Below are 25,438 nucleotides of genomic sequence, written 5' to 3'. Positions count from 1 at the left end.
CAAAGTAAAACAATACGTTCGGGACATACAAAAAGCAATATTAACAAAAGCTGCCAGTAAAGTTTGTGAAAAACATATCATTAATTCGGTTAATGTTCTGCGAACCGCTTGCAATTATGAGGAAAATAGTGTTAACAGCAATGATGCTGACGAGGTTTTACTAATTATTACTTTTTATTAAGGAGTGCGAAATGGCTCAAAAGAACGTAAAACAAATGATGGGCGTTCTGTCCGGGGTTTTTGCCCATACCGGCCACCTTTCCAAAGAAGAAGCAATGCAGATGGCAGGCATGGACGAAGCAGAATTCAAGAACGTTTACGATAAAGCTGCGAACGTTGTTAAAAAACTTGAAAGCTACGACACTGCCGCCGAAAAATACGATAAATTTTCCGAGCACCTCTGGGAAGAACTTCAGGAATACGTTAAAAAGTTCGGCCCGTTCGGCGTGTAGATTTTTTATTCCGCCAGAGGCATGCGGACCTCATGCGGCTGCGGGAGAGGGCTCTTAGAGTCCCTCTCCCCAGAACACAATAATTTCTTATCTTATTAGAATTATCCATTCTTCAACGAAATAATCCAAATTCGACGCAGAGCTGATAACTGGACCGTTATCTGGTGTTTTGTGTATCCACCATCATTTCCGCTGACTCTACCGCCAACCTGAAGCTTGCAAGAGAGGCCTTGCCGGTTCCGGTAATATCATACCCTGTGCCATGATCCGGGGATGTTCTCGGGAAAGGCAGACCGAGGGTGATGTTTACCGCCTCACTGAAATGCAACAGCTTCAAGGGCGCAAGACCCTGATCATGGTACATGGCCAGAACAGCGCTGTATTTTCCTTCAGCGGCAAAATGAAAAATGGTATCGCCGGGAAAAGGACCTTCCACGTTGTAGCCTTGTTCGACTGCCTTTCTTATGGCCGGTTCTATTATTTCTATTTCCTCTGTTCCAATACGGCCCGACTCCCCGGCATGCGGATTCAATCCACATACCGCGACAGGAGCATCCAGCCCCAGTGATTTAACCAGCCTGTCGGTCAGATCAATACAGCGCAGTATTCTATCTTCAGTAATAAGCCCCGGAATATCGACAAATCTGGGATGGGTTGTGACAAGGCTGACCTTTAGCTTCGGACCTCCAAGATGCATGCACACATTTTCACGCCCCACACCGGACCTTGTCGCGAGAAACTCCGTGTGACCGGGAAAATCAAATCCTGCCAGTTGCAGCATGGCTTTGTGGAGCGGACAGGTGACCAGTCCTGCTACAACTCCCGAATTAAGCAGCTCCATGGCTTTTTCCAGAGATTCCCCCGCACAACGACCTCCCTCAGGATCGGCTTTGCCCACTTTAAGTTCAAAATCGCTAAGTTCTTGCGGGGTATATAAATAGTATCCGGCCTCAGCACCTGATATTTTTAAGGGATCATCCAGCACAGTATAGAATTTCTGCAACCCGAGATTATTTAAATGCCATAGCAATCCGTTCTCCGGACCGATCATAAGATAAGCACGGTCCGCTGCATGTTCTGAAAACATGCGGCAGGCCAATTCAGGTCCCAGCCCGTTAGGATCGCCCAAAGTCACACATATTTCTTTTTTCATAATTTTTACTGTTGTTTCTAGTATTAAAAAACAAAAACCTCCGGCAGATTTAAAATCCTGCCGGAGGCATATTCACGGGTAAATTAATTACTCCGGCCTAAGAGCTATGGCTCCAAGAGGCGGCAATGTCAACTCAAGATAATACGGGAAAGCACCGATATCTCCTGCCTTCCTAGACTCTACCTTGCCGACATTACCGACATTTGACCCGCCGTAAATTTCAGCGTCTGAATTAAAAATCTCCGACCAGCTTCCGCCTTCGGGACAACCGAGGCAATATCCCTGACGGACCACAGGGGTAAAGTTGAAAACCCACAGCACGGGCTTATCACCTTCACTCTTACGCAGAAAACTCAGCACGGAAGACCTGAAATCCGAAAAGTCCACCCACTCAAAACCTGACCAGTCATTATCATGCTTATACATGGCCGGATTTTCATGCATGACCCTGTTCAGATCAATAACAGTATTTCGAATCCCCTGATGGGATGGAAAACCAAGCAAGCTCCAATCCAGTTCCTGGCGGCAGTTCCATTCATTCCACTGGCCGAACTCACACCCCATGAACAGAAGATTCTTGCCTGGATGAGCCCACTGATAACTGAACAGGAGCCTCAGGTTAGCCATCTGCTGCCACATGTCTCCGGGCATTTTCGAAAGAAGCGCCCCTTTTCCGTGCACAACCTCATCATGAGAAATAGGAAGGAAAAAGTTTTCACTGAAGGCGTATATCATGGAAAAGGTCAGATTATTATGATGATATGCCCTATGGATAGGACTTTTCTCAATATAGCTGAGAGTATCGTTCATCCACCCCATATTCCATTTGAAAGTAAAGCCAAGCCCGCCAGTGTAGACCGGACGCGAAACCCCGGGCCATGAAGTGGATTCCTCGGCGATCATCATCGCACCGGGGAACTGATCATGAACCACCATGTTCAGGTTCTTTAAAAGTTCAATGGCATCAATGTTCTCATTACCGCCGTGTTCGTTGGGTATCCACTCCCCTTCGCGGCGTGAATAATCAAGATAAAGCATCGAAGCGACAGCATCAATACGCAGACCGTCGATATGAAATTCCTTGAGCCAGTAAAGAGCATTGGCCAACAGAAAATTGCTGACTTCATGACGCCCGAAGTTGAAAATATAGGTTCCCCAGTCCGGATGTTCCCCTTTTCTGGCATCGGCATGCTCATAAAGGGCCGTGCCGTCAAAACGTCCCAGCCCCCAATCGTCTTTGGGGAAATGCCCCGGAACCCAGTCCAGAATCACACCTATTCCCTCCTGATGACATCTATCGATCAGGTAACGGAGATCATCGGGATTTCCATGACGAGAGGTCGGCGAATAATAATGGGTCGTCTGATACCCCCATGATTCATCAAGCGGGTGTTCAGCGATGGGCATAAGTTCGATATGAGTGAATCCCATATCCTTAACATATGGTATAAGTTCTTCAGCAAGCTGGCGGTAAGAACGGTAATTCCAGCCTTCACGGCGCCAGGACCCCAGATGAACCTCATAACAGGAAATAGGTTTTTCCAGCGGTAGCCCGGTTTCTCGGCGTTTCGCCATCCAGCCTTCATCTTCCCATTCATAATTATCCAGCCCCCATGTAACAGCAGCATGTCCAGGGCGCATTTCAGTGCGAAAAGCAAAAGGATCGGTCTTGAGCACCTCATGGCCGTCTTTTTTTACAACACTGTATTTATACATCTGTCCGGGCTTCACCCCGGGAATAAATCCGGCCCAGATACCTGAAACACCTACAGGGAAAAGGGGGTTGACTCTGGTATTCCAGTCATTGAAATCACCGGTTACATGAATTTCACGAGCATTGGGAGCCCAGACGGCAAATCGGTATCCTTCCTGTTCCTCCTGAATATCAAAATGCGCACCGAGAATTCGGTAGAGGTCCCAGTGTTCCCCTTTACCGAACAGGAAAAGGTCAAACGGTGCAATATATGTAGGCAAAGTATCAGGCATGAGCGGTTCAATCCTCGGATTTAGTAGAGTTTTCCATGCACTCGATGTAGAAAAGGCAGTCTGTCTGATCACAGAAGCCGCTTTCCGCCCGGGCAAAGCAGTCATAATTTCCTTCCAGACGCTGGAGCAGACGTACTGCCTCCACAAGATTAAGTCCTTCGATATCCACGTGCAATCTTTCAGCAAGCTCTTCAATTTGTTTAAGGGACATTTGCACCTCTAAATTCTTGCACCAAGCTTTCGGTACAGATTTATATACTCGTCCGCAGAACGGTCCCAAGTAAATTCCCGGAGCATTGCCCGGCGGACCATTCCCGTCCACTCTTTCCGATCATGCCAAAGTTCAACAGCCTGCATGATGGCCTTGAAAAACATTTCGGGGTCGGGCCGTTCAAAGGTGAATCCGGTGGCAGCTTTATCCGGGTATGAGGTTATGGTGTCACACAACCCACCAACGGCAGTCGCAACCGGAGGAGTTCCGAAACGCAGGGCGTAAATCTGTGTCAGACCGCACGGTTCATAGCGGGAAGGCATCAAAAAGATATCAGCTCCGGCCTGAATACCGTGAGCAAGGTCTTCGGTATATCCTACCTGAACGCAGAACTGCCCCGGATATTCTTCCATAAGTTCAAGTAATCTGGCCTCATAGGTCAGGTTACCCTCACCGAGAACAATTACTCCCACCTCCTTCTCCATCAGCCGTGGAAGGATGTCAATGAGCAGGTCGATTCCCTTCTGATCCCGGAGCCTTCCGATAAAGCCCAGAACCGGCTTATGCTCAAGCTGATCGGACATATAGAAATCACGAAGCATTGCTCTCTTGCATTCCTGCTTTCCGGAAATATCTCCCGGACCATAACAGCAGGGTAGAAACTTATCATTACCCGGATCCCAAACATTATAATCCGCTCCATTCAGAATCCCGGTCAGTTTGTGGGTCTGACTTTTCAGAAACCCTTCAAGACCGCACCCGAATTCAGGGCCCAGAATTTCATCAGCATAAGTGGGGCTTACCGTCGTGACTGCATCACTGTAAGCCACACTGGCCTTGAGCATATTCAAATCGCCAAAAAACTCAGCCCCATGCATGGACCAGGCCTCCGCAGGAAGGCCGGACTCATGGAAAAGACGTTCGGAAAAACGGCCCTGAAAAGCAAGGTTGTGAATGGTTGTAACACTTTTGGTGTTCGACCAGAAAGAATCCTGCAGACGGTCAAAGTACAAATAAGGCGGGACAAGAGCGGACTGCCAGTCATGGGAATGTATCACAGCCGGAGGACTGGGAAGCAGTCGCGCCCACTTCAGAACAGCCTTGCAGAAAAAGATAAACCTTTCACAATTATCAAAATAATCCCCGTTATGAGTGTTGTAATAGTGACGACGGTCAAAATACTCACCCCGGGCCACAAAATAAACTGAGAGACCTTCGTATTCCGTCTGATATATCTCAGCTGTGGTTGACGGCCAGGGATACCCCACATGAAGATCGGAATAAACGAGCCGCAATTTATGCCCATCCAGATTCATGCGTCCGTAAAACGGTGTAATAACGGCTGTCTTAACTCCCTTGCTGCTGATGCTGGGTGGCAGAGCCCCCATTACATCCCCCAGCCCGCCGGTTTTGGAAAAAGGATACATCTCTGACGTTACGTACAAAACCTCATGCACTGATCCAACTCCGTTTTTTTAATACCCTGTTAATCAGATCCGCCTACAGCGGCATGCTTGCGCAACCTGAAAATGTTGGATGAAAAATCCCCCAGGATATCCCTGTGGTCAAAGACCAGCTCAGGCAGATCATCCAACTGGAAAAATTTAGCGACTCCAGCATCATCGCCCGCCAGCAAAGCTTCCGGGTCTTTGGCTACAGCGCTGTATGTCACACTGATGGTATGCTGCCGGTCATCCCTGCAGGGCATGGAATAAACTCCGACAAGGCCGGTAAGGGAAACTTCAAGGCCGGTTTCTTCACGGGCTTCCCGTACAGCAGCATGTTCAAGTGTTTCGCCATAATCAACAAATCCGCCTGGAAGAGCCCAGCCCAAAGGCGGATTGTTCCTTTCAATTAGAACCACGCCCCGCTGAGGTTCATAAATAATGATATCAACTGTAGGAACAGGATTGCGGTATACAACAATGTCCTCACCGCATCGGGGACAAGGTTTTGAGCCGTGCATAATGGTAGCCTTCAAAATTGTATCTGAGTTGACAAAACAAATATTATTCTACGGAAAATCAACTATGATTATTAACCGGAATAAACTTTCATGACAAGAGGATTCGTATTTTCTTACAATCGGTTATCCTGCCTTGCAAAAGGGGCTGTTCAATTTTTTTTACTGATTATGAAACGGAAGATTGCCCGCAATTTTCAGATCGGTTCAACTGTGGACAACTACTATAGCACAAAGCAAGAACAGGAAATAACGTAGACGTGACAAATTGGTTTCAGCCGGGAAACCTGTGCCTTCAACTCAATCAAAGATCAGCAAATAAGGTAGGGGGATAAAAAATGAAAAGGCCCCATCAGTTATTTCCGATGAGGCCTATTTCATTACTATCTCAGCAAAAGAATGAAGGTAATTTTAATATAGCAACGGCTGTGCCAAAAGAACGCACCTCGCCCACAACTACATAAAACACTGATTATTCAGACTTTTTATCAAAATTAATTTTATTAAAAGCTATTTAAACGGTTAAATTTTTTTAACCAGCCGACAGCTCCCCCCTGAATATAGGTAGTGCCGGTTAAAATTATTTAACGGCAGCTGAATCATGGACACCCCCCAGACAACAGCATGAAAAATGAAAAAGGCCCCGCCAGTTAATTCTGGCGAGGCCCGTTTTCAGCATTATCTCAGCAAAGGAATGAAGGTAATTTAGATATAGCAACAGCTGTGCCAAAACTCCCACAAGACCACAAACATACTCAACCACTTGATAACAATGAACTTTACATAACAAGAAAATATTATGATCATTTCCAAACGGTTTAATATTTTTAACCAATAGATAGTTGTCCCTAAAAAACAAGCAATGCTGGTTTAAATTATTGAACACTCGAGTGGGATTTAGAAAATATCTAGAATAAATACTAAGAAATGAAAAAGGCCTCGCCAGTTAATTCTGGCGAGGCCCGTTTTCAGCATTATTTCAGCAAAGGAATGAAGGTGACTTAGATATTGCAAAGACTGCGCCAGAAACGAACCTCCACTTTGTAAACACATAACACTCTGTATTAAATAAACAAAAATATTCCATGCGGGATTAACCACTTACTCTTTATAGTACAAGATATTTAACTACCCTTCTTCTAACACTGCTATAGAGCCAAAAAGAGTTAAATTTTTTTTACCTTATCTAATATATTGAACCTTCAATTTCCACAGATGAACCTGCCCCATTTCCATAAACGGATGGAGTTGAGTCTGAAACAGATCATATTTCTCACCCCGAACCTATCCGTTCAGGACAGAATAAATAGTTTAACGGCAGTGAAGTATAAAATTTTATACAAAAAAAGCCCGCCCCCATTCAGGGACGGGCTTAGTGAACAATATAATATCCATCTAATCAATAATGGAGAAACCAGAACGAATAAGCGTTCCCCTTGAGATGACACCATCCCTGAAGATTTTCAGCTTACCTCCCTTGAGGGGCTCAACAACTGTAGAGGGGCTACCGCCTTTGGGGCCTGGCTTGCCGTCATATACTCCCTCAACCTGAACTATCAATTCATCATCAAGGTTACCAGCAAGAGCTGTGGGAGGTTTTCCACTGAGATTTGCACTGGTGGCTATCAGCGGAGTCCTTGCCTTCATGCATAATGTGCTGGCAAGGGGGTGATCCGTCCAGCGCACCGAAGTGTATCCTCTGGAATCCTTGACGGCCGACGGAAGTTCCTGGCGGGCTTTGACCAGTATTGACAATGATCCGGGCCAGAACTGGTTAGCAAGACGGAGAAGTTCGGCTGAAGCAAAGTCAGTAACAAGGTCAAGCTGTTCCATACTGCCGATAATAAGCGGTAATGGTTTGGATACCGGACGTCCTTTTATCTGTGCAACCCGGTTGGCTGCTTTTTCATCGCAGGCATCAGCTCCAACGGCAAAAAGAGTTTCCGTGGGGTAGATAAGGACTCCACCTGTTTTTATTATTTGGACAGCTTCCTGTTCAGTCATTCCGTTAACTCCATTAATATCCAAGCGTGAGGAACGAATACTAATACCAGTTTTTTACATTATGTCCAGTCCCTTTTAATATGCTTAAGCCCACACTATTCACAGCAATATCATTTGTACTGCAATCCGGAATGACTTTATCTTCAGTTTGACTTAATAAAAGGGAAGTTACAGCATGAACAAACGGAGTCTTGAATGCCTTCTCCCGAAAACAGTTACAATATATATGAAGTCCAAAATTTTCTGAGTACCGTAAAAAGTACAGTACCGCTGTGGGCCATGGGAACAGAAGAGCCAGCTCACCAGAACGGACTAATAAACGTATTTGAGCATCTCTCCAAAGAACACTCAGAACTGCTCGACATCAGCCGTGACCTAGCCGCACTTGTCTGGATGCAGAATCCGCTAGACCGATCCGCGGCATCCAGATGCCTTGAGCTGGATAACAGCACGGGTCCCCGCAGAAGGCTTCTGGAAAAAATAGTGTCAGTCCCTCCGGCAGATATTCCTGTTCAAGATCTGGACAACCTGCTCCAGTCTGCTGACAGTAAACTGATCATCCGCCACCTTTTTCCCATTTTAAAAGGAGCTGACGGAATCCAGTGGCTCTCCCGATCATGGAACACACTACTGCGTCTGGGCAACCCGGAACTCCCCCTCAACGCTCTGGATTTCATTGATTGGAAAAACGAAACAATACATTTGAAACAGCGTCTTAAAGCAGAATACAATTTTTTGTACACCCCACCCGAGCAAGCTTTTAAAGAACTGAATGAACTTGACGCTGAAATATGGTCTCTCTGGAAAGAATATACCCGGGCGGAACTCCTGCTGCGTTGCGGAGAAAAAGAAAGCGGGATTTCAACTCTCAGGAATCTGTGGCGGGAAAATATATGGAACCTTAACTGGGGACAGAAACTTCATGCCCTGCTCTATCCGGTAGAAAAACAGTCTGTATTGGATAACAGTGCCGATGTCGCCATTCTTCTTTATTCGTGGAACAACGGCAAACTTATTGAGAACACTCTTAAAAATGTAGCCCGTTCAAACATAGGCGACGCCAGAGTGTTCGCGCTGGATAACGGCTCAAACGACTCAACCGGAGAAGTTGTAGCCAACGCGGGCGCCCTGTTTAGGGAAGGACAATATAAAGGAATACAGCTCCCCGTGAATGTGGGAGCCCCTCCGGCCCGCAACTGGTTGCTGGCTGAACCGGAAGTTCGCAAATCCAAATGGGCTGTCTTTCTTGATGATGATGTTGAACTGCCCGAAAACTGGCTTGAAGAGATACTCGGTACTGCTGTCCGATACGGTAATCCGGGGGCTGTAGGATGCCGGATAACCTCAACTACCGCTCCGAAATGTCTGCAGTCGGCTGACTACCATCTTTTCAATCCAGGAACAGGGACCTCACAGATTGAAGGACTTACAGAAAGGATAATGGTTTTTGACAGCTGCCGAAACGCCTTTGACTGCGGCCAGTTCAGCTATACGAGACCGGCCGTTCACCTCTCCGGCTGCTGCCACATGCTGAACATGGAAGCGGTGCACAAATGCGGTGGATTCGATGTGCGTTTCAACCCTACACAGTTCGATGATCTGGAAAGGGATTTGAGAGCCAGCCTGTCCGGCTACACCCACATTTATGCAGGTCAACTGGGAGTCGGTCATATCCAGCACTCCAGTCTGGCTAAAGCTTCAAATGTCAAATCCATGGCACAGGTCTTTGGAAACAAAATCAAACTGGAAAGCAAATACACGGAACAGGATCTCACCGCAATTTTCTCGAAGGACCTCCAGATGCTCTGGGCCGACATCGAAAGAAAATGGAGAGAGCTAGCGGGCTAACCACTCAGAAGTAAGTTTTTCCATTTCTTCAGGGGAAAAACACGGAGTGTCGTACATTCCCTTGGCATAGCGCTGCGTAAATCCATGATAAAGAATCAGAGCCGCTGCAACTGAGACATTGAAACTCTGGATCATGCCCTGCATGGGAATATAAACTTCATCAGGCACCAGCTCAGCCAGTTCTGGAGCTGTTCCGCTGTGTTCATTACTCAGAATAACAGCAGAAGGTTTACTCAGGTCAAAATCCATAAGCGGCCTTGCTGTTTCAGAGAAACCGGTCCTCAGAATCTGATAACCCTGATCCCGTAAACCGCCAATCATCTGAGCAGGATCTTTATGCCTTGTACGCTCAACCCATTTCTTGCCCGAGGCGGACGATTTCTTGTCGAGCTGTGGCCATTCAGCTTCTGTATAGTATAGGTGTATACCATATATGCCAAAGGCATCACAGCTTCTCAGAATGGCTGAAACGTTATGCGGATCCCATACATTATCAATAATGAGGGTGAAGTCTTTTTGGCGCTTGCCCAAGACTTCTCTGACTCTAGCCTCTCGTTGCGGTGTTCTCTGTCTTTCCATGGCGGTTTAGGTACAGCACCTTTCACCTGTTGGCAAGGTTGAGGACTCCTATTATTATAGATGTATATTTTTCCCGAAATAGATTGACATTCAATTGCCAAAAAAATCATGATGTGTAATTATTTCAGATGATATTTCCATTATGGAGGTTTTAATGCGAGCACTGATAGCGGAAGATGAATTTGTGGGCAGAAAGCTGCTTTCAACATTTTTATCCCCACTTTTCCATATTGACATCGTTGTAAACGGTCAGGAAGCCATTGAGGCGTACAGGCTTGCCCATGAAGAAGGTGACCCTTATGCCCTTATTCTGATGGATATCATGATGCCCGAAGTTGATGGACTGAGTGCGCTGACCGCCATCAGGGATTATGAAAATTCCGCTGAAGTCTATCCACCAGCCAAAGTAATCATGACCACAGCGCTTGACGATGCCAAGACAGTCATAAAGTCATTCCATGATGTTGAAGCCTCGGCATACATCGTTAAGCCTGTTGTCAAAGAAAAATTGTATGAAGAGCTTGAAAAGATCGGACTGCTGCGAAAGTAAATTCCGTTAAGACGGAGCGAGTATTATGAGCGAAGATGATTCCCTTATTGAAGAATTTTTCTCGGAGGTAAATGACAAATACTATCCGCAGGTGCTTGAGGGCATTGATCTTCTTGATGAACAGCGTATTGAGGAAGGTATCGAGATACTTTCGCGCCCTCTGCATACCATCAAAGGTGTGACAGGATTCATGTCCGGTTTTGAGCCCGCCTCTGCCTTTACTCACAAGGTCGAAAGTTTTCTGAAAAAAATGCAGGCCGGAGAAGTCGGGCATAGTCTACCGCAGATCGCTCTGGCCATTGAGTCTGTAAACTCAATATTCATGCTCATTGAGCAGTTGCGCAACACGGGAAGCTACGACAGGGGAACCACAGACGAAATTGAATCCCGACTTATGGGGGAAGGAAGAGCAGATTCCTCCCAAGATTCGGAAGCCTCAAATCCTATTGAGACCGAAACGCTGCCGGAAGCGGAAATTGTAACCATAAAGGCCAGAAGACTTCATCATCCGACCCAGTTGGAAGCCGTTAGCGCCACTTTGGATTCCATAACTGACGGAAGGCCCATTCTCATAGATTTCGGGACATCCCTGTCTGTCAGTTCCTCTTTTTTTGAACTTGTTTCAAGCTACTCTGACACTCACGAGATCGGAATAACAGGCATGAACAGCCATTGTACCAGCATCTTTTATTCCTGGGGTTTTCAAAACTACCTTTCGGTTTTGGAAAACAGGGACAGTTTTCTCAGTTAACGCCGGAGCACATGGGTAATGAAAGACAGTATTTCCAGTTGCATAAGCCAACTTCAAGAATCCATTACAGAACTTGAACACGGCTCGGGAGACATAAACTCCATTTTGCAGGACCTTGGGCTTGAGCATGTAAAGATGCCCTCTGCTCAGGTAATCGCGCTGATGGATATGCTCACAGATGGAATTACTCCAATAACCCCGGAACTCATAACCGCGCTGCTGGACATCACTGAAGCCCAAAAGAAATTCTATTATTGCATCGGCGGACTTCTGGACAAAGGAAACGTAAAGATTGATTCCCGAGCTTCTGTAGAAGAAGAGATACCGGCAACCAGCTCATCCGATGAAGATCTCCAGAAAGCTGAAATGGAAATGATGGCCGAAATGGCAGCCATGGTCGGCGAAACTCCTGACGAAGAAGACGGCTGGGAAAAAATGGATGGCGGCACTGTCAAACCAACTGAAAAAACAGAGACGGAGTCTGCCCCCTCTCTTCAGGAGGAGGACAGTGAATCGGATCAGCCCGAGGCGGAAAAAAATGCTGCCAAAGAGATTAAAGACGAGACACAAAGCCAGGCAGTCCGGGCTGCAGCTAAAAAAAAGAAAGATGCCCAGGCCATATCATCAATCCGTGTTTCCACGCAGCAGCTTGACTCGCTTATTGAACTGGTCGGAAAACTTATGGTGACCTACGCGGTAATAGCCCAGACAAAAACCGACAATATTTCAAAGATATCTTCAAGTCTCGGGGAACTGGACAAAGTCATCCGCAACCTGCAGTCGGAAGTCGATGAAATCCGCCTTGTTCCCCTGAAACAGATTTTCATGCCCATGCACAGACTGGTAAAATCAACTTCCCAGAAGCTGGATAAGCGTATTAAATTCACCATTGAGGGAGACACCCTCGCGTTGGACAAGACTATTGTCGAATGCCTGAACGAACCTCTTGTCCACCTGCTAAGGAATGCGCTCGACCATGGCATAGAATCCATAGAAAACCGCCAGATGTGCGGAAAAGACGAAGTCGGTCACGTCCACCTCTCCGCATCACGCAAGGGCGAATTCGCCTACATTAAAATTGCCGATGACGGAAAAGGGCTTGATGCCGACATACTGCTATCCAAAGCCCTTGAACGGGGACTGGCCGACCCGGAAAAAGAATACTCTAAAGAGGAAATCTACGAATTTATACTTCAGTCAGGTTTTTCCACCGCCAGTTCAGTAACCGATATATCTGGGCGCGGTGTTGGAATGGATGCGGTTGTTTCAGCAATTAAAAACACTCTGGATGGTAAAATATCCATCAAAAGCGAACTGGGCAAAGGCTCGACTTTCACCATTGCCATTCCCCTTAGCCGATCGGTGAACGAAGGAATCGTAGATGCCCTTATCGCCACCATAGCCGATGAGACATTCATCTTCCCGAGCCGGGAAGTTCAGGAGGTTTACGAACCGAGTGAACGTGAATTCACAGACCTTCCGGATGGACGGGAGACTGTTTCGGTACGCGGCAAAGTCTACCCGCTTATCCGTATGTACAAGATTTTCGAACTGCCTGAACCTGCCGATGATGTCTTTCCAAAAGTCATCCTTGTCAAACTGGGCGAAACCACGGCAGCCATTCTGGTGGATGAAGTTCTCAGGCAGCAAAAAGCGGTTGTCACCGGGTTCACCCTGCCCGTCAACACCATATATAATCTGCCTATACTGGGATTCGGCATGATGGGTGAAAAAGATGCTCTGGTCATAGACACTGAAGCACTCATCACAAGCCAGATGGGAATATCCGAAGACTAGCCCCGCCCTGAATCACATTTTTTGGCGCTGTTTCAAAATACTTTTCGATGCAGAATTTCTCTGTTATTGATGCATGTTCATTTTATCCGACCAACAAAAAATCAATACAGGACTAGTTAATGAAAAAAGCCATCTTATTTGCAGCACACGGTTCCAACAACAGGGCAGCGAGTTCAGCCCTGGGAAATATTTTAAAGATGGCCCAGCAAAAATACCCGGATCTCATAATCCAGAGTGCGTTCACATCCACCCATGTGCTTAAAAAAATGAAAGAACTGGGCCAGAAGCTGCCTACTGTAAAACAGAATCTTGAACAACTGGCTGAAAAAGGCGTAACCCATGTGGTGGTTCAGTCCCTGCATGTTATCCCCGGCAGTGAATTCAATAATATAAAACGGCTTATCGGCAGAGTGGAGCGCGGAGATATCCCGCTTAAGAAAGCTGTTGTGGGTAATCCTCTTCTTTCCGGTGACAAGGAAATAGATGAAGTTTCCGATATAATCCTAAACCTAATTGAGGAACGGGACCCGGAAAATGAAGCCCTGATTCTTGTTGCCCACGGCTCCAAATACTCTGACAGCGGAAACGCACTTTATGATAAATTCAAGCAGGTTCTGGAAGCCAAAGATAAATCCGCTTACCTCGGCAAGCTCAACGCTGAAGATGGTATTGTTACAATTGCTGAAAAGATCAGGGAATCCGGAATCAAAAAAGCTTACATGCTCCCGCTCCTTTTCGGTGCAGGAAACCATGTGAAAAAAGATATGGCCGGGGAAGACAACGAATCCTGGAAAAACATTGTGGCATCACGCGGCATAGAAGTTGAAACCATTCCGCAAGGAATCGGGGAGTTTGATGTTTTCGCTGAACGCTGGATGGATAATCTGGCAAAAGCAATCAAGGAACTTGAAAACTGAAATTTACGCAAATAACCTTTCTTGCCAATGTTCCGCACCGCATATAACATTATATGTCGGTGCGATTATTTTTTTGAAAGATGCAGACTCACTGTTATGAACGGCAGCAATAACTTCCAACGAATAAAACGAGAAACCAGCCCATTGTATAGCCGAATCTTTTGCGGTTGATTCATTTAAGATGAAAAAAATACTGACCATACACAACCATGACGGACAGGTAAGCGAAATTGATCCCTCGTCCAAACTGAATCTCGCCCAGATGCTTTTTCTGAACGGAGCTTTCAGGGGAGTTCCCCTGTGCTCAGGAATGGGCAGATGCGGGCTGTGCAAAGTCAGGTTTGAATCTCTCCCCCCTGAACCGAGGAAGGAGGAACTGAATCTGTTCAGCAGTGAGGAAATAGATTCAGGGTGGCGTTTATCATGCCTGCATCCGGCAATGGCTGACGAAATTCATGTTCCCTTACCGCTGAGAACTGTTTCAAGAGTATCTGATAAATTCAGTTCAAAAATACCGGGCAGACTGAAATTGGCCATCGACCTCGGCACAACAGGACTGCACTGGGCTTTCACTGTGGGTGAAGAAATTGTCAGGTCAGGGCGGGAACTCAACCCCCAGATGGGCCTTGGCAGCGAGATTATGACCCGGCTTGCTTTTGCAGCTCTGCCCGGCCAGTGCGAAACTCTCTCATCTCTTGTTACCGACCGTTTAAAGCAGATATTATCCGAGACCGGTCCAGTAGAAGAAATGGTCATCTCGGGCAACCCTTCCATGATTTCGATTCTGGCCTGTCATGATTTGCAGGGATTGAGTCATGCGCCGTATTCTCTCCCGGATAAGGGCGGAAACATTATTTACCTTGACACAGATCTCCCGCAAGCCTACATCCCGGCACATCTGGCTCCGTTTGTCGGTGCGGATATAACATCCGGTATAGTAGCTCTTAATTTTGCTGAAACCAAACCGGAGTATCCTTATCTCTTCGCAGATCTGGGAACCAACGGCGAGTTCGTACTGGCCCTCGACGAAGACAAATACATAGTAACGTCGGTCCCTATGGGCCCGGCTCTTGAAGGAGTTGGCTTAACAAACGGACGCACAGCAGGACCCGGGGCGATCAACGCTTTCACCCTTACCCCGGCGGGACTGTCAGCATCCTTTGTTGAAGAAACAACCGGCAGTCAGACGCAGAACTCGGAACTGCCCGGAATAACCGGAACCGGATATCTGTCGCTATGTTCATTGCTGCTCAAAGCAGGTGTGCTGACTAGAAAAGGCCACTTTGCACCGGGCAATACCCCCTTTGCAGCCAGACTTGCCCGTAATCTGACTGAGGTAAAAGGGACTCCTGTACTGGATCTTGGATTAAGGAACGGGCTTATTCTTCCGGCAACGGATGTCGAGGAAATACTCAAAGTCAAATCTGCATTTAATTTAGCCATGTCCAGCCTGCTTTTCAGAGCCGGACTGGCCCCGTCTGATCTGAAAGAGCTTATACTCGGCGGGGCGATAGGTCAGCATGTCAATGTAAACGACCTTGTCACAACCGGATTCATTCCCGCCGAAACAGCCAGAATAACCCGGGCCGCAGGAAACACCTCCCTCACTGGCGCCATTATTTTATCAAACAACAAACAAAGTCGGGATTTTGCCTCCTCCCTGCCGGATTGCTCCACTGTACTGGAACTGGCAGGTAGAGATGATTTTGGACAGCACTATCTCGAAAGGATGATATTTCAATATGTCTATTAAAGTAAGTTCACTCTTTCCGCTCCCAACGGCGGATATATCCAAGCGGATGGCCGGTTATGCCGACATCCTTAATAAAATCGTGCCTCTCAAAAGCAAGCACATGAAAGAACTGCATTACGCGGTGAGAGATCTCTCACGGGCCCTTACCGGAGAACGCTCCAGCCTGCCCAATGACTACATGGGCGACCCCAGAAGTCTGAACGCCTACCTGCGTTTCTTTCTGCCCTGGAACCTTTACCGCCTCTCACGCCTCTTTCAGGGGCTGGATATAAAACTGCCTGATAACGGGGTTGTTATTGACCTTGGATCCGGACCGCTCACCGTGGCCCAGGCTCTTTGGATTGCCAGACCTGATCTGCGTGAAAAGAAACTGACCTTCGTAAACGTGGACCGTACTCCTAAGCCCATGCGTGAAGGGACCCGTCTTTTTGAGGCTTTGGCCGGAAAAGATTCACCATGGCGCATGATCAATGTCAAAGGCGGTTCCACTTCAAAGATACGTGAAAAGGCAGACCTTCTTGTAACCGCCAATATGGTCAACGAAGCATCTGCCGGAAATCGCATGCCGCTTCCGGTGTGGGCGGAGGGCTTCTGCCACTCCATGTCCGGAAAACTTGCCAGAGGAGGGCGTATTCTGATCATAGAACCGGGAATCCGCCGTTCCGGAAGAATTCTTTCCGTAATACGTCAGGAGTTCATTGAGAAAGGATACTCAATTCTCGGCCCCTGCACCCATATCGAAGAATGCCCCATGAGCGGAGATCAGGGAAAGGCATGGTGTCATTTCAATTTTGACTCCGACCATTCCCCCAAATGGCTGCAGGATTTTTCTACCCGCTGCCGCCTGGAAAAGAACAATGTCAGCCTGAGCTTTCTTTATGTGGGACAAACGGATGATGAACCGCAGCAGGCCCACCAAGGTGAGATCCTGATCCGTGCAATATCCGATTCATTCCGCCTTGATGAAGGCGGATTCGGACAGTATGGATGCGCTGAACCAGGTCAGATTCTTCTGGTAGCCAAGGGAGGGGCAAAGACCTTGTTCCCCGGAGGTCTGATCGGAATGCCTGTCCCCGAAGAAGAAAAGCGGGATGCCAAGTCCGGCTCCCTTATGATCGATCTGCCCATACGCGAGTTCGATAAGCGCAAGACGCAGAAGCCCGCAGATAAATCTGCAGGCAGGCCTCAGCAGAAAAAAGACGACAAAAACCGTGAGCACAAGCAGGCCAGAGCTCCACGGAAGCATAAATAGATTTGATGCGCTACCGCGCTTTTATAAATTAATTTCGCCTCCGGCGGTCAAAGGAGCTAATCCCTTTTGGAATCCCCGATAGGGCTTTTGCCGCTGGAGACGAGACAACTACTTAGTATAAAAAAGCTCTCCCATGTAAGCTGAGCCTACAATGACTTTTGCTTACAAAGTGGCGAAGCCTTATAAAAAAAGTTTGGGATTTTTTAAACCCTTTTCAAAAGGTTTAAAGCCCCCGACTGGGTCGCCGAAGGCAAAAAGGATAAAAAGTGGAATTTATTGATCTGGGACTTATTCCCCACGGGGAAGCTGAGAAAATCCAGCTTGATAGACTGAACAAAGTTATGGAAGGAACGGCAGAGGAAGTACTCTTTCTGCTGGAACACCCGCCTGTTGTAACCCTTGGCCGCCAGGGCGGCCTGGAAAATCTGCTCATCAGTGAGGAAGCCCTCAAACATATGGGGGCCGAGATAGTCCAAACTGCAAGAGGTGGCAACATAACCTGCCACTACCCCGGGCAACTGGTGGTCTACCCGGTTATGCGTATTGAAAAAAGACGGGGTGGCATCAAAAAATTCTTCCATGACATGGAAGAAACAGCTATCCGGACCGCGATGAATTTCGGTGTGGATGCAGCCAGATGCGAAGGCCGTCCCGGCGTATGGGTCGGTCCCGGCAAACTCTGCTCCATCGGTATCGGAGTAAAAAAATGGATTACCTACCACGGCCTGTCCTTTAATGTTTCAAAAGAAATGCAGCTGTTCGATGCCATCACCCTCTGCGGACTGCACGGCGCCCACCCCACTTCCCTGTCCCGCGAGGCAGGACACGACATTGAAATAGAGGAAGTCAAAAATGTCTTCAGAAAAGAGTTCGGAAAAATATTTGCGGATTCCACCGTGGCTGCGGGTTAAACTCCCTACCGGAAAAACATTCAACAGCACTGCCAGGCTGCTTGCAGATCTCAACCTGAACACAGTCTGCCAGAATGCCAAATGCCCCAACTGCTGGGACTGCTTTTCACGAAAGGTCGCCACATTTCTTATTATGGGCAACAATTGCACCCGCAACTGTGCCTTCTGCAATATCGCTCCCGGACATATAGATCCCCTTGATCCAGATGAACCGCGAAGGGTTTCAGAAGCAGTCACCCGTCTGGGTTTAAAATATGTTGTCATCACTTCGGTTACGCGTGACGATCTCCCTGATGGGGGAGCTGACCACTATGCTGAAACAATCAACCGTATCCACGCCGAACACCCCGAATGCACTGTAGAAGTTTTGATCCCCGATTTTCAGGGGGATCAGGATGCACTGAAAACAGTCATCGAGGCCGGACCGGATGTCATCAACCACAATGTGGAAACCCCTCCGGATCTATATAGTGAAATCCGGCCGCAGGCGGATTATCAGCAGAGCCTTGAACTGCTGAAACGGGTCAAGCAACTAAGTAAAATCCACGCTAAGTCAGGTCTTATGGTCGGACTTGGCGAAAATGACCGGCAGGTCTATCAGGTGATCGATGATCTTGCCGCAATAGACTGCGACATAATTACCATCGGGCAATATATGCGTCCTTCAAAAGCACATCCCGCAGTAAAACGCTATGTTGAGCCTTCTGTTTTTGATGAATACGCCGACTATGGTAATAAATTGGCAGTTCCGCATATGTTCTGTGCCCCGCTTGTCCGCAGCAGCTTCAATGCGGCTGAGGCCTACGACAAACTTTAATTTAATTTCACGGAAAAACCATGAACCCCAGACCGGAATTCAAAGCGGCAATATTTGATCTCGATGGCACACTGCTGAATACTCTTGGAGAAATCGCAACCGCGTGCAACGCGGCACTTGCCCGCAGAGGCTACCCGCAGCACCCTGAAGACGCATATAGGCAGTTTGTTGGAAATGGAGCTAAAATGCTGTCCCTTCGAGCTCTGCCGAAAGAGAAACAGACTTCCGAAGAACAGGAAAAGTTATATGAACTGGTAGTGGAAGAGTTCGCGCGACATCAGAATACAATAGCCCGCCCCTATGCGGGAACAATGGAAATGCTTGATGCGTTCATAGAGTCAGGCAAAATAATATCGATTCTTTCAAACAAGCCCGAGGAATTCACGATTGAAGCGGTGGACAAACTCCTGCCCGGAGTGGACTTCTTCAAAGTCTGCGGTGGACGCAAAGACATACCCCTGAAACCTGACGCGGGTTACGCTTTGAAAATTGCTGATTCAATGGGCCTTGCCCCCAATGAGATTCTGTTCATAGGAGACTCGAACATCGATATGCAGACTGCCTGCAATGCCGGCATGATCCCCGTTGGCGCTGCATGGGGTTTTCGTGGTCCTGAAGAACTGATCGCGGCCGGAGCGGAAATAGTTATGGACAGCCCCTCAGATCTGATAACACTTCTTTCCTGAAAAATGAACAACAGGCCGTTCCGTCCCCCTGACAGGAACGGCCTGTCTTTTTTATTTACCGGTCCTAAATGTCAGTGAAAACGCGAACCAGACACGACGTGTATCATCAAGGAGTTTCTCGAACTTGCCCACGATAATCTGCCTGCCCTTAGGTCCTATTTTTACCATGAAGGGGTTGGGAGATTCTACATCAATCAACTCAGGATCCTCGATATTTCTGTCAGACGTTGCAGAGATTCTAGCCCCTTTGACATGTGCCGGCTTGCCTTCAATATACATCATTACAGGCAGCATATCCCCTTCCTTGAGTTTGGTGGGATCTTTGAGAGGAACCAGTTCGGCTCTCTGCCCGATCGGCTTATCCATGCCCGGCATCCACTTGAGTATGCATTTTGAGAGTTTGTAGGAACTCCCCTGATCAATAATTTTACCGCATACAGCTCTCGGTGCTCCGAAATTCTGCCATCCGCCTTCCTCAGTGTTGAACCAGTATTTATTGTCAAATTCAACCGTAAGCATAGAAAAAGAATCATTAAGCCAGGCATAGGCTTCGCCCTTATTATATACCGGCTCAAGTGCCACTTTCCAACCGTCCTCAGTAATTCCGGTCATGGCGGTGATACGATCAATAGGATACGGATCTGTTGCTCCCGGATGCCCGTACATCAGATGAACCTTATGGCCTTTCTTTTCAAGCCACATGTCATGGGCCGAGCAAACGGAACTGAATAACATGACAATAGCCAGTGCTGAAATAATACGCTTCATATTCATATTTTCTCCTTTTTTTGATATTGAAAACAAGATTCAATTTCAACTTAGCGAGTTAATTACAAAGCGAATCATTTCATGTCAACAGGATTCTCAGCTTTACCCTGCCGCTGATTTTAAAAACAACATATCATTCTAAATTACATAACATTTTTAAAACTCACACCCCGAATAAGTTTACGGGGTGTGAGTTTAACACAAGATCTTGTAAAACAGATGACTCACAAACAATTCACTTTGCGATGCAGATGGTACTTAATCAACACTCTGCCCTGCCAGTTCGCAAGTCAGATACAAACCAATCATCCTAAGTATTTTATTTATATCAAAAAAATTAGTATTTTAACTTATTCTTTACCAACCCTTGAGACAATCTGAGCACCTGATCCCGAACACTTTTCAGTTTCCAGTTTGCTCTATCATTAAGGGCTTCCCGGTTGGCATAAAATAAACGCTCAAGGAAAAGCTGCAGGTCATCTTCCGGCTTATCCCGAAGGACTTTATGCAGGGCATAAAAGTCATAAGGAGCAAACTGCTTGTTATTAACGGCAACACCTGACAGCACCCCTGCCATATCCGCGGCCATATTCTGCTGCAGTACTTTCAAGGGATTATCAAGCCCCTGCTTGTTGACGAATTCAAACATTTCAAGTTTAACCCTATCCAACGGGAAATGGGGAATAAGTGCATTGAAAACACTTCCAAGTATGAACGAATCCTTTACGGCCACCGACCTGGATGTTCCACCTCGAGTATAAGCCACAACCTGTGGCAGCCTTTTCAGATATCGGCTGATATTTTCACTCAAAGATTTCAACTGCTGACTGTACCCGGCATAACGGTCATCATCAGAACAGAGCCTTATGGTATCTGTGAGCATATCCCCCATAGGAATAAAAAACTGTCTTGAATAATCAGCAGGCCAGCCATCATCACTGCTTTCAACTGTGAATTCCAGCAGGTCGTAAAGATTCAAAGGATTAAGCATAGTTGCATAAGTAATGAGACTGAAGGCAATCTGCTGCTTTTCCTTTGTTTTTATATCAATAGCCCGTTTCAGGCACTTATAAGCCAGAAAAGCCACATCCTGACTGACCAGAAAATAAGCATTCTCAGGAATTATGTCTCGATAACCATCCTCGGAAAAATATTTATGCGCAAATACAACCTGCTCTGCATGATTTATTTCAGCCCACTTCATGAGATCTTCCCTGCCGGATTTATCAAGAAAAGCGCTTTGCCCATCCACCAGATACGCGGTATACAGCCAGAGATTCTTCATCGTGGTCAGGTATTCATCGGACTCAGCATAAAATCCGTTGTCATGTATTATATCCTTACGCTCACCCTTCCTGCGGGCCAGCCGGGAATACATGTCATAACAGGATTCAATATGCTGCTGGCTCAATTCAGTCAGTTTTCCTCCGAAATAAGGAGTATCCACTGCATCTGACTTATTGAGCTTCACACTCCAGATCACATTAAGCAGAACAGATTTGCGAATCAAAACAGCCGCGCGCCCTTTATCCGTATCAGCCCACTCATAAGCCAGATTATAAAAAGATAAGGCTTCCTTGAAGACTTTTTCATATTCGGAAGAGGAAAGAGAATCCCTTAACATTCCACCGCTGGCTTCCCCCATAGCGAAAGCGACCGTATAATTTATATTTGACGAGTCAGAACTGCGCCCCTGAAATCTTTTCATTATGTTACGGTAATATTCTTCATTCTCAGGAAGCATTCCAGTTACATCTTTAACGACCCCTCCCACAGGAAAAAGCCCGGACATCCTTTTTCCCACAATAGCCTTATTGATTGTGAGGTTTAAGAGATTGACACAATGATATTCAAAGTCTGCAGCAAATTCACCACGCATAGCCATTCCCGCCATACGTTCTTTATTTAACGGGATCAGTACATCCCTCCATATGGAATGGATTGTATCAATCAGTCCGGACCTGTCTCCTTCTGCCAGTTGCTTGTGTCCCTTAATGAACAGAGCCCAAAACAGATAATCACGCTTGGCATCGTAAGAATCCTCCAGTTCAGAAATAAGCAGCATGGCATTGTTCAGATACTGCTTCTGATTACTCTGCAGATACTCAAGAAACTGACCGACGGCAGCCCGCATATACATATCTGAAGGCTGATCCCGAATGATATCGGATTCAGCAAGTTCTACCGCTACATTACTTGCGCTTTTGCCGGAAATATCCCTCAGCAGCACAGTATTATAGTCATGCAGGGTGGTGTTATATCTGGCCTCATATTTTTCAATATTCTGCTCCAGGAACTCCCTGTCCAGAAAAGTATATCTGTGGGCCTTATCCAGAACACTATCCCAATACTGGGCATAAGCCTGAGCGGCACAGCCTAAAACAGCAAGAACTACAGTCGTCAGAACAATCAGCTTTTTATTCCTCATCGGCCACGTATTCCTTTTTTCAACAGATTCAATGCGAACTCCAGAAGTTCACATCTGGTGACAAATTTCCTTTTACCGGTACTGTGCTTCAGCTTTACCGAAATCCTGCTACGGTCTTCTGTTTTATAATACCCCACGATTCCAGCCGAAGTTTTAAACCCGGAAATACCCGGGTGTTCATATAGAACATTGAAAATCTCATCCATCAGCATTTTTTCGCGATTGACATCTTCGCAGATTGCAAGCTCCTCATAGGAAATTGTGCCTCCCCTTTCTGTAACGGCGGAAATTCGGGAAGGCGAGCTATCCGCTTTCTGTCCCGAAAAGCCGATTTCCCGCCCCCGGGCATTCCCTGAATTACCCGACCCACGGACCACCGATCTGCTCAACGGAGATCTGTTAAACGGACTTCCATCTCCGGGTCCGACTTTCGAAGCTCCGATGCCGCTGACCTCATCATCAGGAGATAATCCTCTCACTGATGCCGGACGACTTCCCCCGCCTGAACTGGCAACACCCATTCTACGATAGCCATTGACAGGCCCTGTCTCGTCCGGGGCTCCCACCCGCGATTGCCCGATATTTGCCGCAGCTTCCCTGCTTGAACGCGCGGGGCGAGGCATACCAAGCTGTCTGCTGTTCATGGTTCTTCTCAAAGCGGGACTGCTTTCATCCTCGCCGTCAGCTCTGCGCGAAATATTGCTCTCTTCACTGGATGGAGAATAAAATCTTGAAGGAACCAGACCTGCGGCAAGACTGCCGGTATTAGGAGCCTCTCTAGGCAGATTACTGTTTCCCGAGGCAATGTCAGCACGGTCATTGTCACCTGAACGCACAGGCCTTTCAAGCACATGCATGCTTTGAAGCCTCCCGGTATCAGGTCCGGAATCATCATCTAAATCCATATCAGGCAGACCGGTCGCAGCTACCTCAGGCTGACCTTTCACATTCCCCTTATTCTCTTTACCCGGTGCACGCTTTTTCGGCACTGGAGAACTCTGAATCTCAGTTTTCTCCTGCTTCATTTTCTCAGCTGTTTTTACTTCAGGCTTTACATTGCGCTCACCCTTGTTTGCAGGCGTTATTTTCTCTTTTTTGATTTTCTGTTTTTTCGGCTGCACAGGAGTAGTTTCGGAATGGACCTTTTCCACCTTATGCGGGGCTTCAACTACGGGTTGATCAGATTTTCCTGCCGGGACTTGCACCACGCTCACTTCAGGAGGCTTGGGAAGAATCTTAAGCCGGACAGGTGATGAAACAACTGCGGCAATCTTTTCAGGTTGTAAGGTAGGCAAAGAATGAAAAGTCCATAAGCAGGCGGCAAAAAAAACAATCATCCCCAGCAAAACTGCCCAAATCCGGCTTCCGTCTTTTTTCTCCGGATAGGCAATGGGCAGCAGCAATTCCCCTGCACCATAGGAATATTTTCTATAAGCCCAATTACTGTTGATCATTTTTCTGAACTGTTCAGTTGCGTCTGAACCGTGGTCCAGACCTGAGAGTCCGGCCAGACTTTCTGGATTAGCGATAAGGCCATCAACATATCACCCGTTCTTGAACCCTCTGCGGCAACAAATTCAAGGTGTTCATCTTCAGCTTTGATTTCTTCAAGCCTCAACTCAAGCTGTTCGGGATTATCTATGTCGGTAAAATCCTCCCAGCCGGCTTCACTTTCCACTCGCTTCTGCAGGCGCACACCCCACTTATCCCCACTCTCATCTACGTACAAACGGTAGGAATCTTTCTTGCCGGGCGCAGACTTAGTCCGTTCGCTGCTGACAACATCGCTAAGCTTCAGCTGTACATAATCCTTATTTGCGGTCGGCATTACAGCCAGAGCAAGAACAAGCAGAAACGCAAGATCTGCGAAGGAAAAAATCCAGACCAGACTTGGTTTACGCCTCATTGCCCTGCCCCTGACTATCGTAACTGTGGCTGGCCTGCGCGATTGAAGCGCTTATATTTCTCCGTGCTCTTCTTTGAAGAAGCATTTTCAACGACTCAAAAACGACATAAGCTACAAGGGCGAATATTGTACTAAGCAATGCTGTGCCCATTCCTGCAGAACTCAAACCTTCCTTAATACTTCCGTCCTGATCGATAAAAAGCATTGTCATACCGAGGATGGTCCCCAGAAACCCTATGGGAGGGAAGAGGTTGACCAGTGCTTCGTAGGGAGCAAGCATCTTATCCTCGAAAATGGACATGCCGTATTGGAACACTGCATCCTGAATAAATATCTTCGGCGGCTGAACAGCAGACCTGAAAGAAGCACCGATTTTTTCAGCATCCAAAGCCGATGCCGTTTCATTCGGGTTTCCGGAGTCGCCTACTTCAAAACGGATGTTTCTATTTTTACCGACCTTGGAATCATCTTCATTTTCCCGGGTACAGGCCTGATAAAAAACTTTTTGAATCACCTGACTCAACGAGTCTTCAGATTCCACTTCTTTAGACGGGTCTTTGCAGGTATGGCACTCTGTTCGTAGGTATGTAATTGTAATCCAGATCAGCAAAAACAGGATCAGCCCACCCATTCCCAAAAACATTACGATCTGGAGAAACTCTGCAATAACGCTTATATAGCCGGTCATTTGGGATAACATACACCG

General features: G+C 47.1%; 23 protein-coding genes. 11 read left to right on the top strand and 12 right to left on the bottom strand.

Annotated elements, in window-relative coordinates; translation table 11 throughout:
- Nucleotides 1-191: 191 nt before the first annotated feature.
- Nucleotides 192-452 (top strand): hypothetical protein, encoded by a 261-nt coding sequence (locus ACZ5PW_RS07210; RefSeq protein ID WP_464559368.1) that lies wholly within the window; start codon nucleotides 192-194, stop codon nucleotides 450-452.
- Nucleotides 453-609: 157 nt separating this feature from the next.
- On the opposite strand, the gene pdxA is transcribed toward ACZ5PW_RS07210, so the two are convergent.
- The 6 genes from pdxA to ACZ5PW_RS07180 form a co-directional block, all read right to left on the bottom strand.
- Complete coding sequence (pdxA, locus tag ACZ5PW_RS07205) at nucleotides 610-1,605, bottom strand: 4-hydroxythreonine-4-phosphate dehydrogenase PdxA (RefSeq protein WP_464559366.1); 996 nt, start codon at nucleotides 1,603-1,605, stop codon at nucleotides 610-612.
- Nucleotides 1,606-1,692: 87 nt separating this feature from the next.
- The gene (gene glgB, locus ACZ5PW_RS07200; RefSeq protein ID WP_464559364.1) at nucleotides 1,693-3,591 is read right to left on the bottom strand and encodes a 1,4-alpha-glucan branching protein GlgB; all 1,899 of its coding nucleotides are present in this window, start codon (nucleotides 3,589-3,591) and stop codon (nucleotides 1,693-1,695) included.
- 7 nt (nucleotides 3,592-3,598) lie between these two features.
- On the bottom strand, nucleotides 3,599-3,802 hold the full coding sequence (locus tag ACZ5PW_RS07195; protein WP_464559362.1) for a hypothetical protein: 204 nt from the start codon (nucleotides 3,800-3,802) through the stop codon (nucleotides 3,599-3,601).
- An 8-nt stretch (nucleotides 3,803-3,810) separates the two neighbouring features.
- Nucleotides 3,811-5,259 (bottom strand): glycogen synthase GlgA, encoded by a 1,449-nt coding sequence (glgA, locus tag ACZ5PW_RS07190; protein ID WP_464559360.1) that lies wholly within the window; start codon nucleotides 5,257-5,259, stop codon nucleotides 3,811-3,813.
- Nucleotides 5,260-5,288: 29 nt separating this feature from the next.
- On the bottom strand, nucleotides 5,289-5,768 hold the full coding sequence (locus ACZ5PW_RS07185; RefSeq protein WP_464559358.1) for an NUDIX domain-containing protein: 480 nt from the start codon (nucleotides 5,766-5,768) through the stop codon (nucleotides 5,289-5,291).
- Nucleotides 5,769-7,160: 1,392 nt separating this feature from the next.
- Nucleotides 7,161-7,769, bottom strand: a complete 609-nt coding sequence (locus ACZ5PW_RS07180; protein WP_464559356.1) for an L-threonylcarbamoyladenylate synthase — start codon at nucleotides 7,767-7,769, stop codon at nucleotides 7,161-7,163.
- 195 nt (nucleotides 7,770-7,964) lie between these two features.
- On the opposite strand from ACZ5PW_RS07180, the gene ACZ5PW_RS07175 reads away from it, so the two are divergent.
- Nucleotides 7,965-9,617, top strand: a complete 1,653-nt coding sequence (locus ACZ5PW_RS07175; RefSeq protein WP_464559354.1) for a glycosyltransferase family 2 protein — start codon at nucleotides 7,965-7,967, stop codon at nucleotides 9,615-9,617.
- On the opposite strand, the gene ACZ5PW_RS07170 is transcribed toward ACZ5PW_RS07175, so the two are convergent.
- The gene (locus ACZ5PW_RS07170) at nucleotides 9,606-10,196 is read right to left on the bottom strand and encodes a TrmH family RNA methyltransferase (RefSeq protein WP_464559352.1); all 591 of its coding nucleotides are present in this window, start codon (nucleotides 10,194-10,196) and stop codon (nucleotides 9,606-9,608) included. The two genes, ACZ5PW_RS07175 and ACZ5PW_RS07170, sit on opposite strands and share 12 nt — an antisense overlap.
- Nucleotides 10,197-10,350: 154 nt before the next feature.
- Here ACZ5PW_RS07170 and ACZ5PW_RS07165 point away from each other — a divergent pair, with 154 nt between their 5' ends.
- From ACZ5PW_RS07165 to ACZ5PW_RS07125, 9 genes are all read left to right on the top strand, one after another.
- Nucleotides 10,351-10,746, top strand: a complete 396-nt coding sequence (locus tag ACZ5PW_RS07165) for a response regulator (protein WP_464559350.1) — start codon at nucleotides 10,351-10,353, stop codon at nucleotides 10,744-10,746.
- A gap of 25 nt (nucleotides 10,747-10,771) precedes the next feature.
- A complete protein-coding gene (locus ACZ5PW_RS07160) occupies nucleotides 10,772-11,497 on the top strand; it encodes a histidine kinase (protein WP_464559348.1) in 726 nt (241 codons plus the stop codon).
- Nucleotides 11,498-11,515: 18 nt separating this feature from the next.
- Nucleotides 11,516-13,294 carry a chemotaxis protein CheA gene (locus ACZ5PW_RS07155; protein ID WP_464559346.1) on the top strand — a complete coding sequence of 593 codons (1,779 nt, stop codon included), beginning with the start codon at nucleotides 11,516-11,518 and terminating at the stop codon, nucleotides 13,292-13,294.
- Nucleotides 13,295-13,413: 119 nt separating this feature from the next.
- Nucleotides 13,414-14,211, top strand: coding sequence for a sirohydrochlorin cobaltochelatase (locus tag ACZ5PW_RS07150; protein WP_464559344.1), 798 nt, complete (start codon nucleotides 13,414-13,416; stop codon nucleotides 14,209-14,211).
- Between the two features lie 181 nt (nucleotides 14,212-14,392).
- Nucleotides 14,393-15,964: an ASKHA domain-containing protein gene (locus tag ACZ5PW_RS07145; RefSeq protein ID WP_464559342.1), complete on the top strand. Its 1,572-nt coding sequence runs from the start codon at nucleotides 14,393-14,395 to the stop codon at nucleotides 15,962-15,964.
- A complete protein-coding gene (locus ACZ5PW_RS07140; RefSeq protein WP_464559340.1) occupies nucleotides 15,954-17,216 on the top strand; it encodes a small ribosomal subunit Rsm22 family protein in 1,263 nt (420 codons plus the stop codon). The genes ACZ5PW_RS07145 and ACZ5PW_RS07140 overlap by 11 nt, the downstream gene beginning before the upstream one ends.
- 266 nt (nucleotides 17,217-17,482) lie before the next feature.
- Nucleotides 17,483-18,127 (top strand): lipoyl(octanoyl) transferase LipB, encoded by a 645-nt coding sequence (gene lipB, locus ACZ5PW_RS07135; protein WP_464559338.1) that lies wholly within the window; start codon nucleotides 17,483-17,485, stop codon nucleotides 18,125-18,127.
- Entirely contained in the window at nucleotides 18,069-18,944 is an 876-nt protein-coding gene (lipA, locus tag ACZ5PW_RS07130; RefSeq protein ID WP_464559336.1) for a lipoyl synthase, read from the top strand. Before lipB ends, lipA begins: the two co-directional genes overlap by 59 nt.
- A gap of 20 nt (nucleotides 18,945-18,964) precedes the next feature.
- Nucleotides 18,965-19,630: an HAD family hydrolase gene (locus tag ACZ5PW_RS07125; RefSeq protein WP_464559334.1), complete on the top strand. Its 666-nt coding sequence runs from the start codon at nucleotides 18,965-18,967 to the stop codon at nucleotides 19,628-19,630.
- 51 nt (nucleotides 19,631-19,681) lie between these two features.
- Here ACZ5PW_RS07125 and ACZ5PW_RS07120 read toward each other — a convergent pair whose 3' ends face one another.
- From ACZ5PW_RS07120 to ACZ5PW_RS07100, 5 genes are all read right to left on the bottom strand, one after another.
- Nucleotides 19,682-20,404, bottom strand: coding sequence for a DUF4198 domain-containing protein (locus ACZ5PW_RS07120; protein WP_464559332.1), 723 nt, complete (start codon nucleotides 20,402-20,404; stop codon nucleotides 19,682-19,684).
- A 331-nt stretch (nucleotides 20,405-20,735) separates the two neighbouring features.
- Entirely contained in the window at nucleotides 20,736-22,826 is a 2,091-nt protein-coding gene (locus ACZ5PW_RS07115) for a hypothetical protein (protein ID WP_464559330.1), read from the bottom strand.
- Nucleotides 22,823-24,280, bottom strand: coding sequence for a hypothetical protein (locus ACZ5PW_RS07110; protein ID WP_464559328.1), 1,458 nt, complete (start codon nucleotides 24,278-24,280; stop codon nucleotides 22,823-22,825). The genes ACZ5PW_RS07115 and ACZ5PW_RS07110 overlap by 4 nt, the downstream gene beginning before the upstream one ends.
- A complete protein-coding gene (locus ACZ5PW_RS07105; protein WP_464559326.1) occupies nucleotides 24,277-24,732 on the bottom strand; it encodes a hypothetical protein in 456 nt (151 codons plus the stop codon). Before ACZ5PW_RS07105 ends, ACZ5PW_RS07110 begins: the two co-directional genes overlap by 4 nt.
- Nucleotides 24,722-25,432, bottom strand: coding sequence for a MotA/TolQ/ExbB proton channel family protein (locus ACZ5PW_RS07100; protein WP_464559324.1), 711 nt, complete (start codon nucleotides 25,430-25,432; stop codon nucleotides 24,722-24,724). The genes ACZ5PW_RS07105 and ACZ5PW_RS07100 overlap by 11 nt, the downstream gene beginning before the upstream one ends.
- Nucleotides 25,433-25,438 lie beyond the last annotated feature (6 nt).

The sequence above is a fragment of the Maridesulfovibrio salinus genome, from assembly GCF_055394525.1.
Note: the sequence above shows the minus strand (reverse complement) of the source record. Positions and strands in the feature narration are given on the sequence as shown.

Coding starts and splice junctions, on each gene's coding strand:
- glgB (WP_464559364.1), bottom strand. CDS start 3,591: ATGCCTGATACTTTGCCTACATATATTGCACCGTTTGACCTTTTCCTG.
- ACZ5PW_RS07100 (WP_464559324.1), bottom strand. CDS start 25,432: ATGTTATCCCAAATGACCGGCTATATAAGCGTTATTGCAGAGTTTCTC.
- ACZ5PW_RS07185 (WP_464559358.1), bottom strand. CDS start 5,768: ATGCACGGCTCAAAACCTTGTCCCCGATGCGGTGAGGACATTGTTGTA.
- ACZ5PW_RS07155 (WP_464559346.1), top strand. CDS start 11,516: ATGAAAGACAGTATTTCCAGTTGCATAAGCCAACTTCAAGAATCCATT.
- ACZ5PW_RS07195 (WP_464559362.1), bottom strand. CDS start 3,802: ATGTCCCTTAAACAAATTGAAGAGCTTGCTGAAAGATTGCACGTGGAT.
- ACZ5PW_RS07125 (WP_464559334.1), top strand. CDS start 18,965: ATGAACCCCAGACCGGAATTCAAAGCGGCAATATTTGATCTCGATGGC.
- ACZ5PW_RS07150 (WP_464559344.1), top strand. CDS start 13,414: ATGAAAAAAGCCATCTTATTTGCAGCACACGGTTCCAACAACAGGGCA.
- ACZ5PW_RS07105 (WP_464559326.1), bottom strand. CDS start 24,732: ATGAGGCGTAAACCAAGTCTGGTCTGGATTTTTTCCTTCGCAGATCTT.
- ACZ5PW_RS07175 (WP_464559354.1), top strand. CDS start 7,965: ATGCCTTCTCCCGAAAACAGTTACAATATATATGAAGTCCAAAATTTT.
- ACZ5PW_RS07180 (WP_464559356.1), bottom strand. CDS start 7,769: ATGACTGAACAGGAAGCTGTCCAAATAATAAAAACAGGTGGAGTCCTT.
- ACZ5PW_RS07165 (WP_464559350.1), top strand. CDS start 10,351: ATGCGAGCACTGATAGCGGAAGATGAATTTGTGGGCAGAAAGCTGCTT.
- ACZ5PW_RS07120 (WP_464559332.1), bottom strand. CDS start 20,404: ATGAATATGAAGCGTATTATTTCAGCACTGGCTATTGTCATGTTATTC.
- lipA (WP_464559336.1), top strand. CDS start 18,069: ATGTCTTCAGAAAAGAGTTCGGAAAAATATTTGCGGATTCCACCGTGG.
- ACZ5PW_RS07140 (WP_464559340.1), top strand. CDS start 15,954: ATGTCTATTAAAGTAAGTTCACTCTTTCCGCTCCCAACGGCGGATATA.
- ACZ5PW_RS07160 (WP_464559348.1), top strand. CDS start 10,772: ATGAGCGAAGATGATTCCCTTATTGAAGAATTTTTCTCGGAGGTAAAT.
- ACZ5PW_RS07115 (WP_464559330.1), bottom strand. CDS start 22,826: ATGAGGAATAAAAAGCTGATTGTTCTGACGACTGTAGTTCTTGCTGTT.
- pdxA (WP_464559366.1), bottom strand. CDS start 1,605: ATGAAAAAAGAAATATGTGTGACTTTGGGCGATCCTAACGGGCTGGGA.
- ACZ5PW_RS07210 (WP_464559368.1), top strand. CDS start 192: ATGGCTCAAAAGAACGTAAAACAAATGATGGGCGTTCTGTCCGGGGTT.
- ACZ5PW_RS07170 (WP_464559352.1), bottom strand. CDS start 10,196: ATGGAAAGACAGAGAACACCGCAACGAGAGGCTAGAGTCAGAGAAGTC.
- ACZ5PW_RS07110 (WP_464559328.1), bottom strand. CDS start 24,280: ATGATCAACAGTAATTGGGCTTATAGAAAATATTCCTATGGTGCAGGG.
- ACZ5PW_RS07145 (WP_464559342.1), top strand. CDS start 14,393: ATGAAAAAAATACTGACCATACACAACCATGACGGACAGGTAAGCGAA.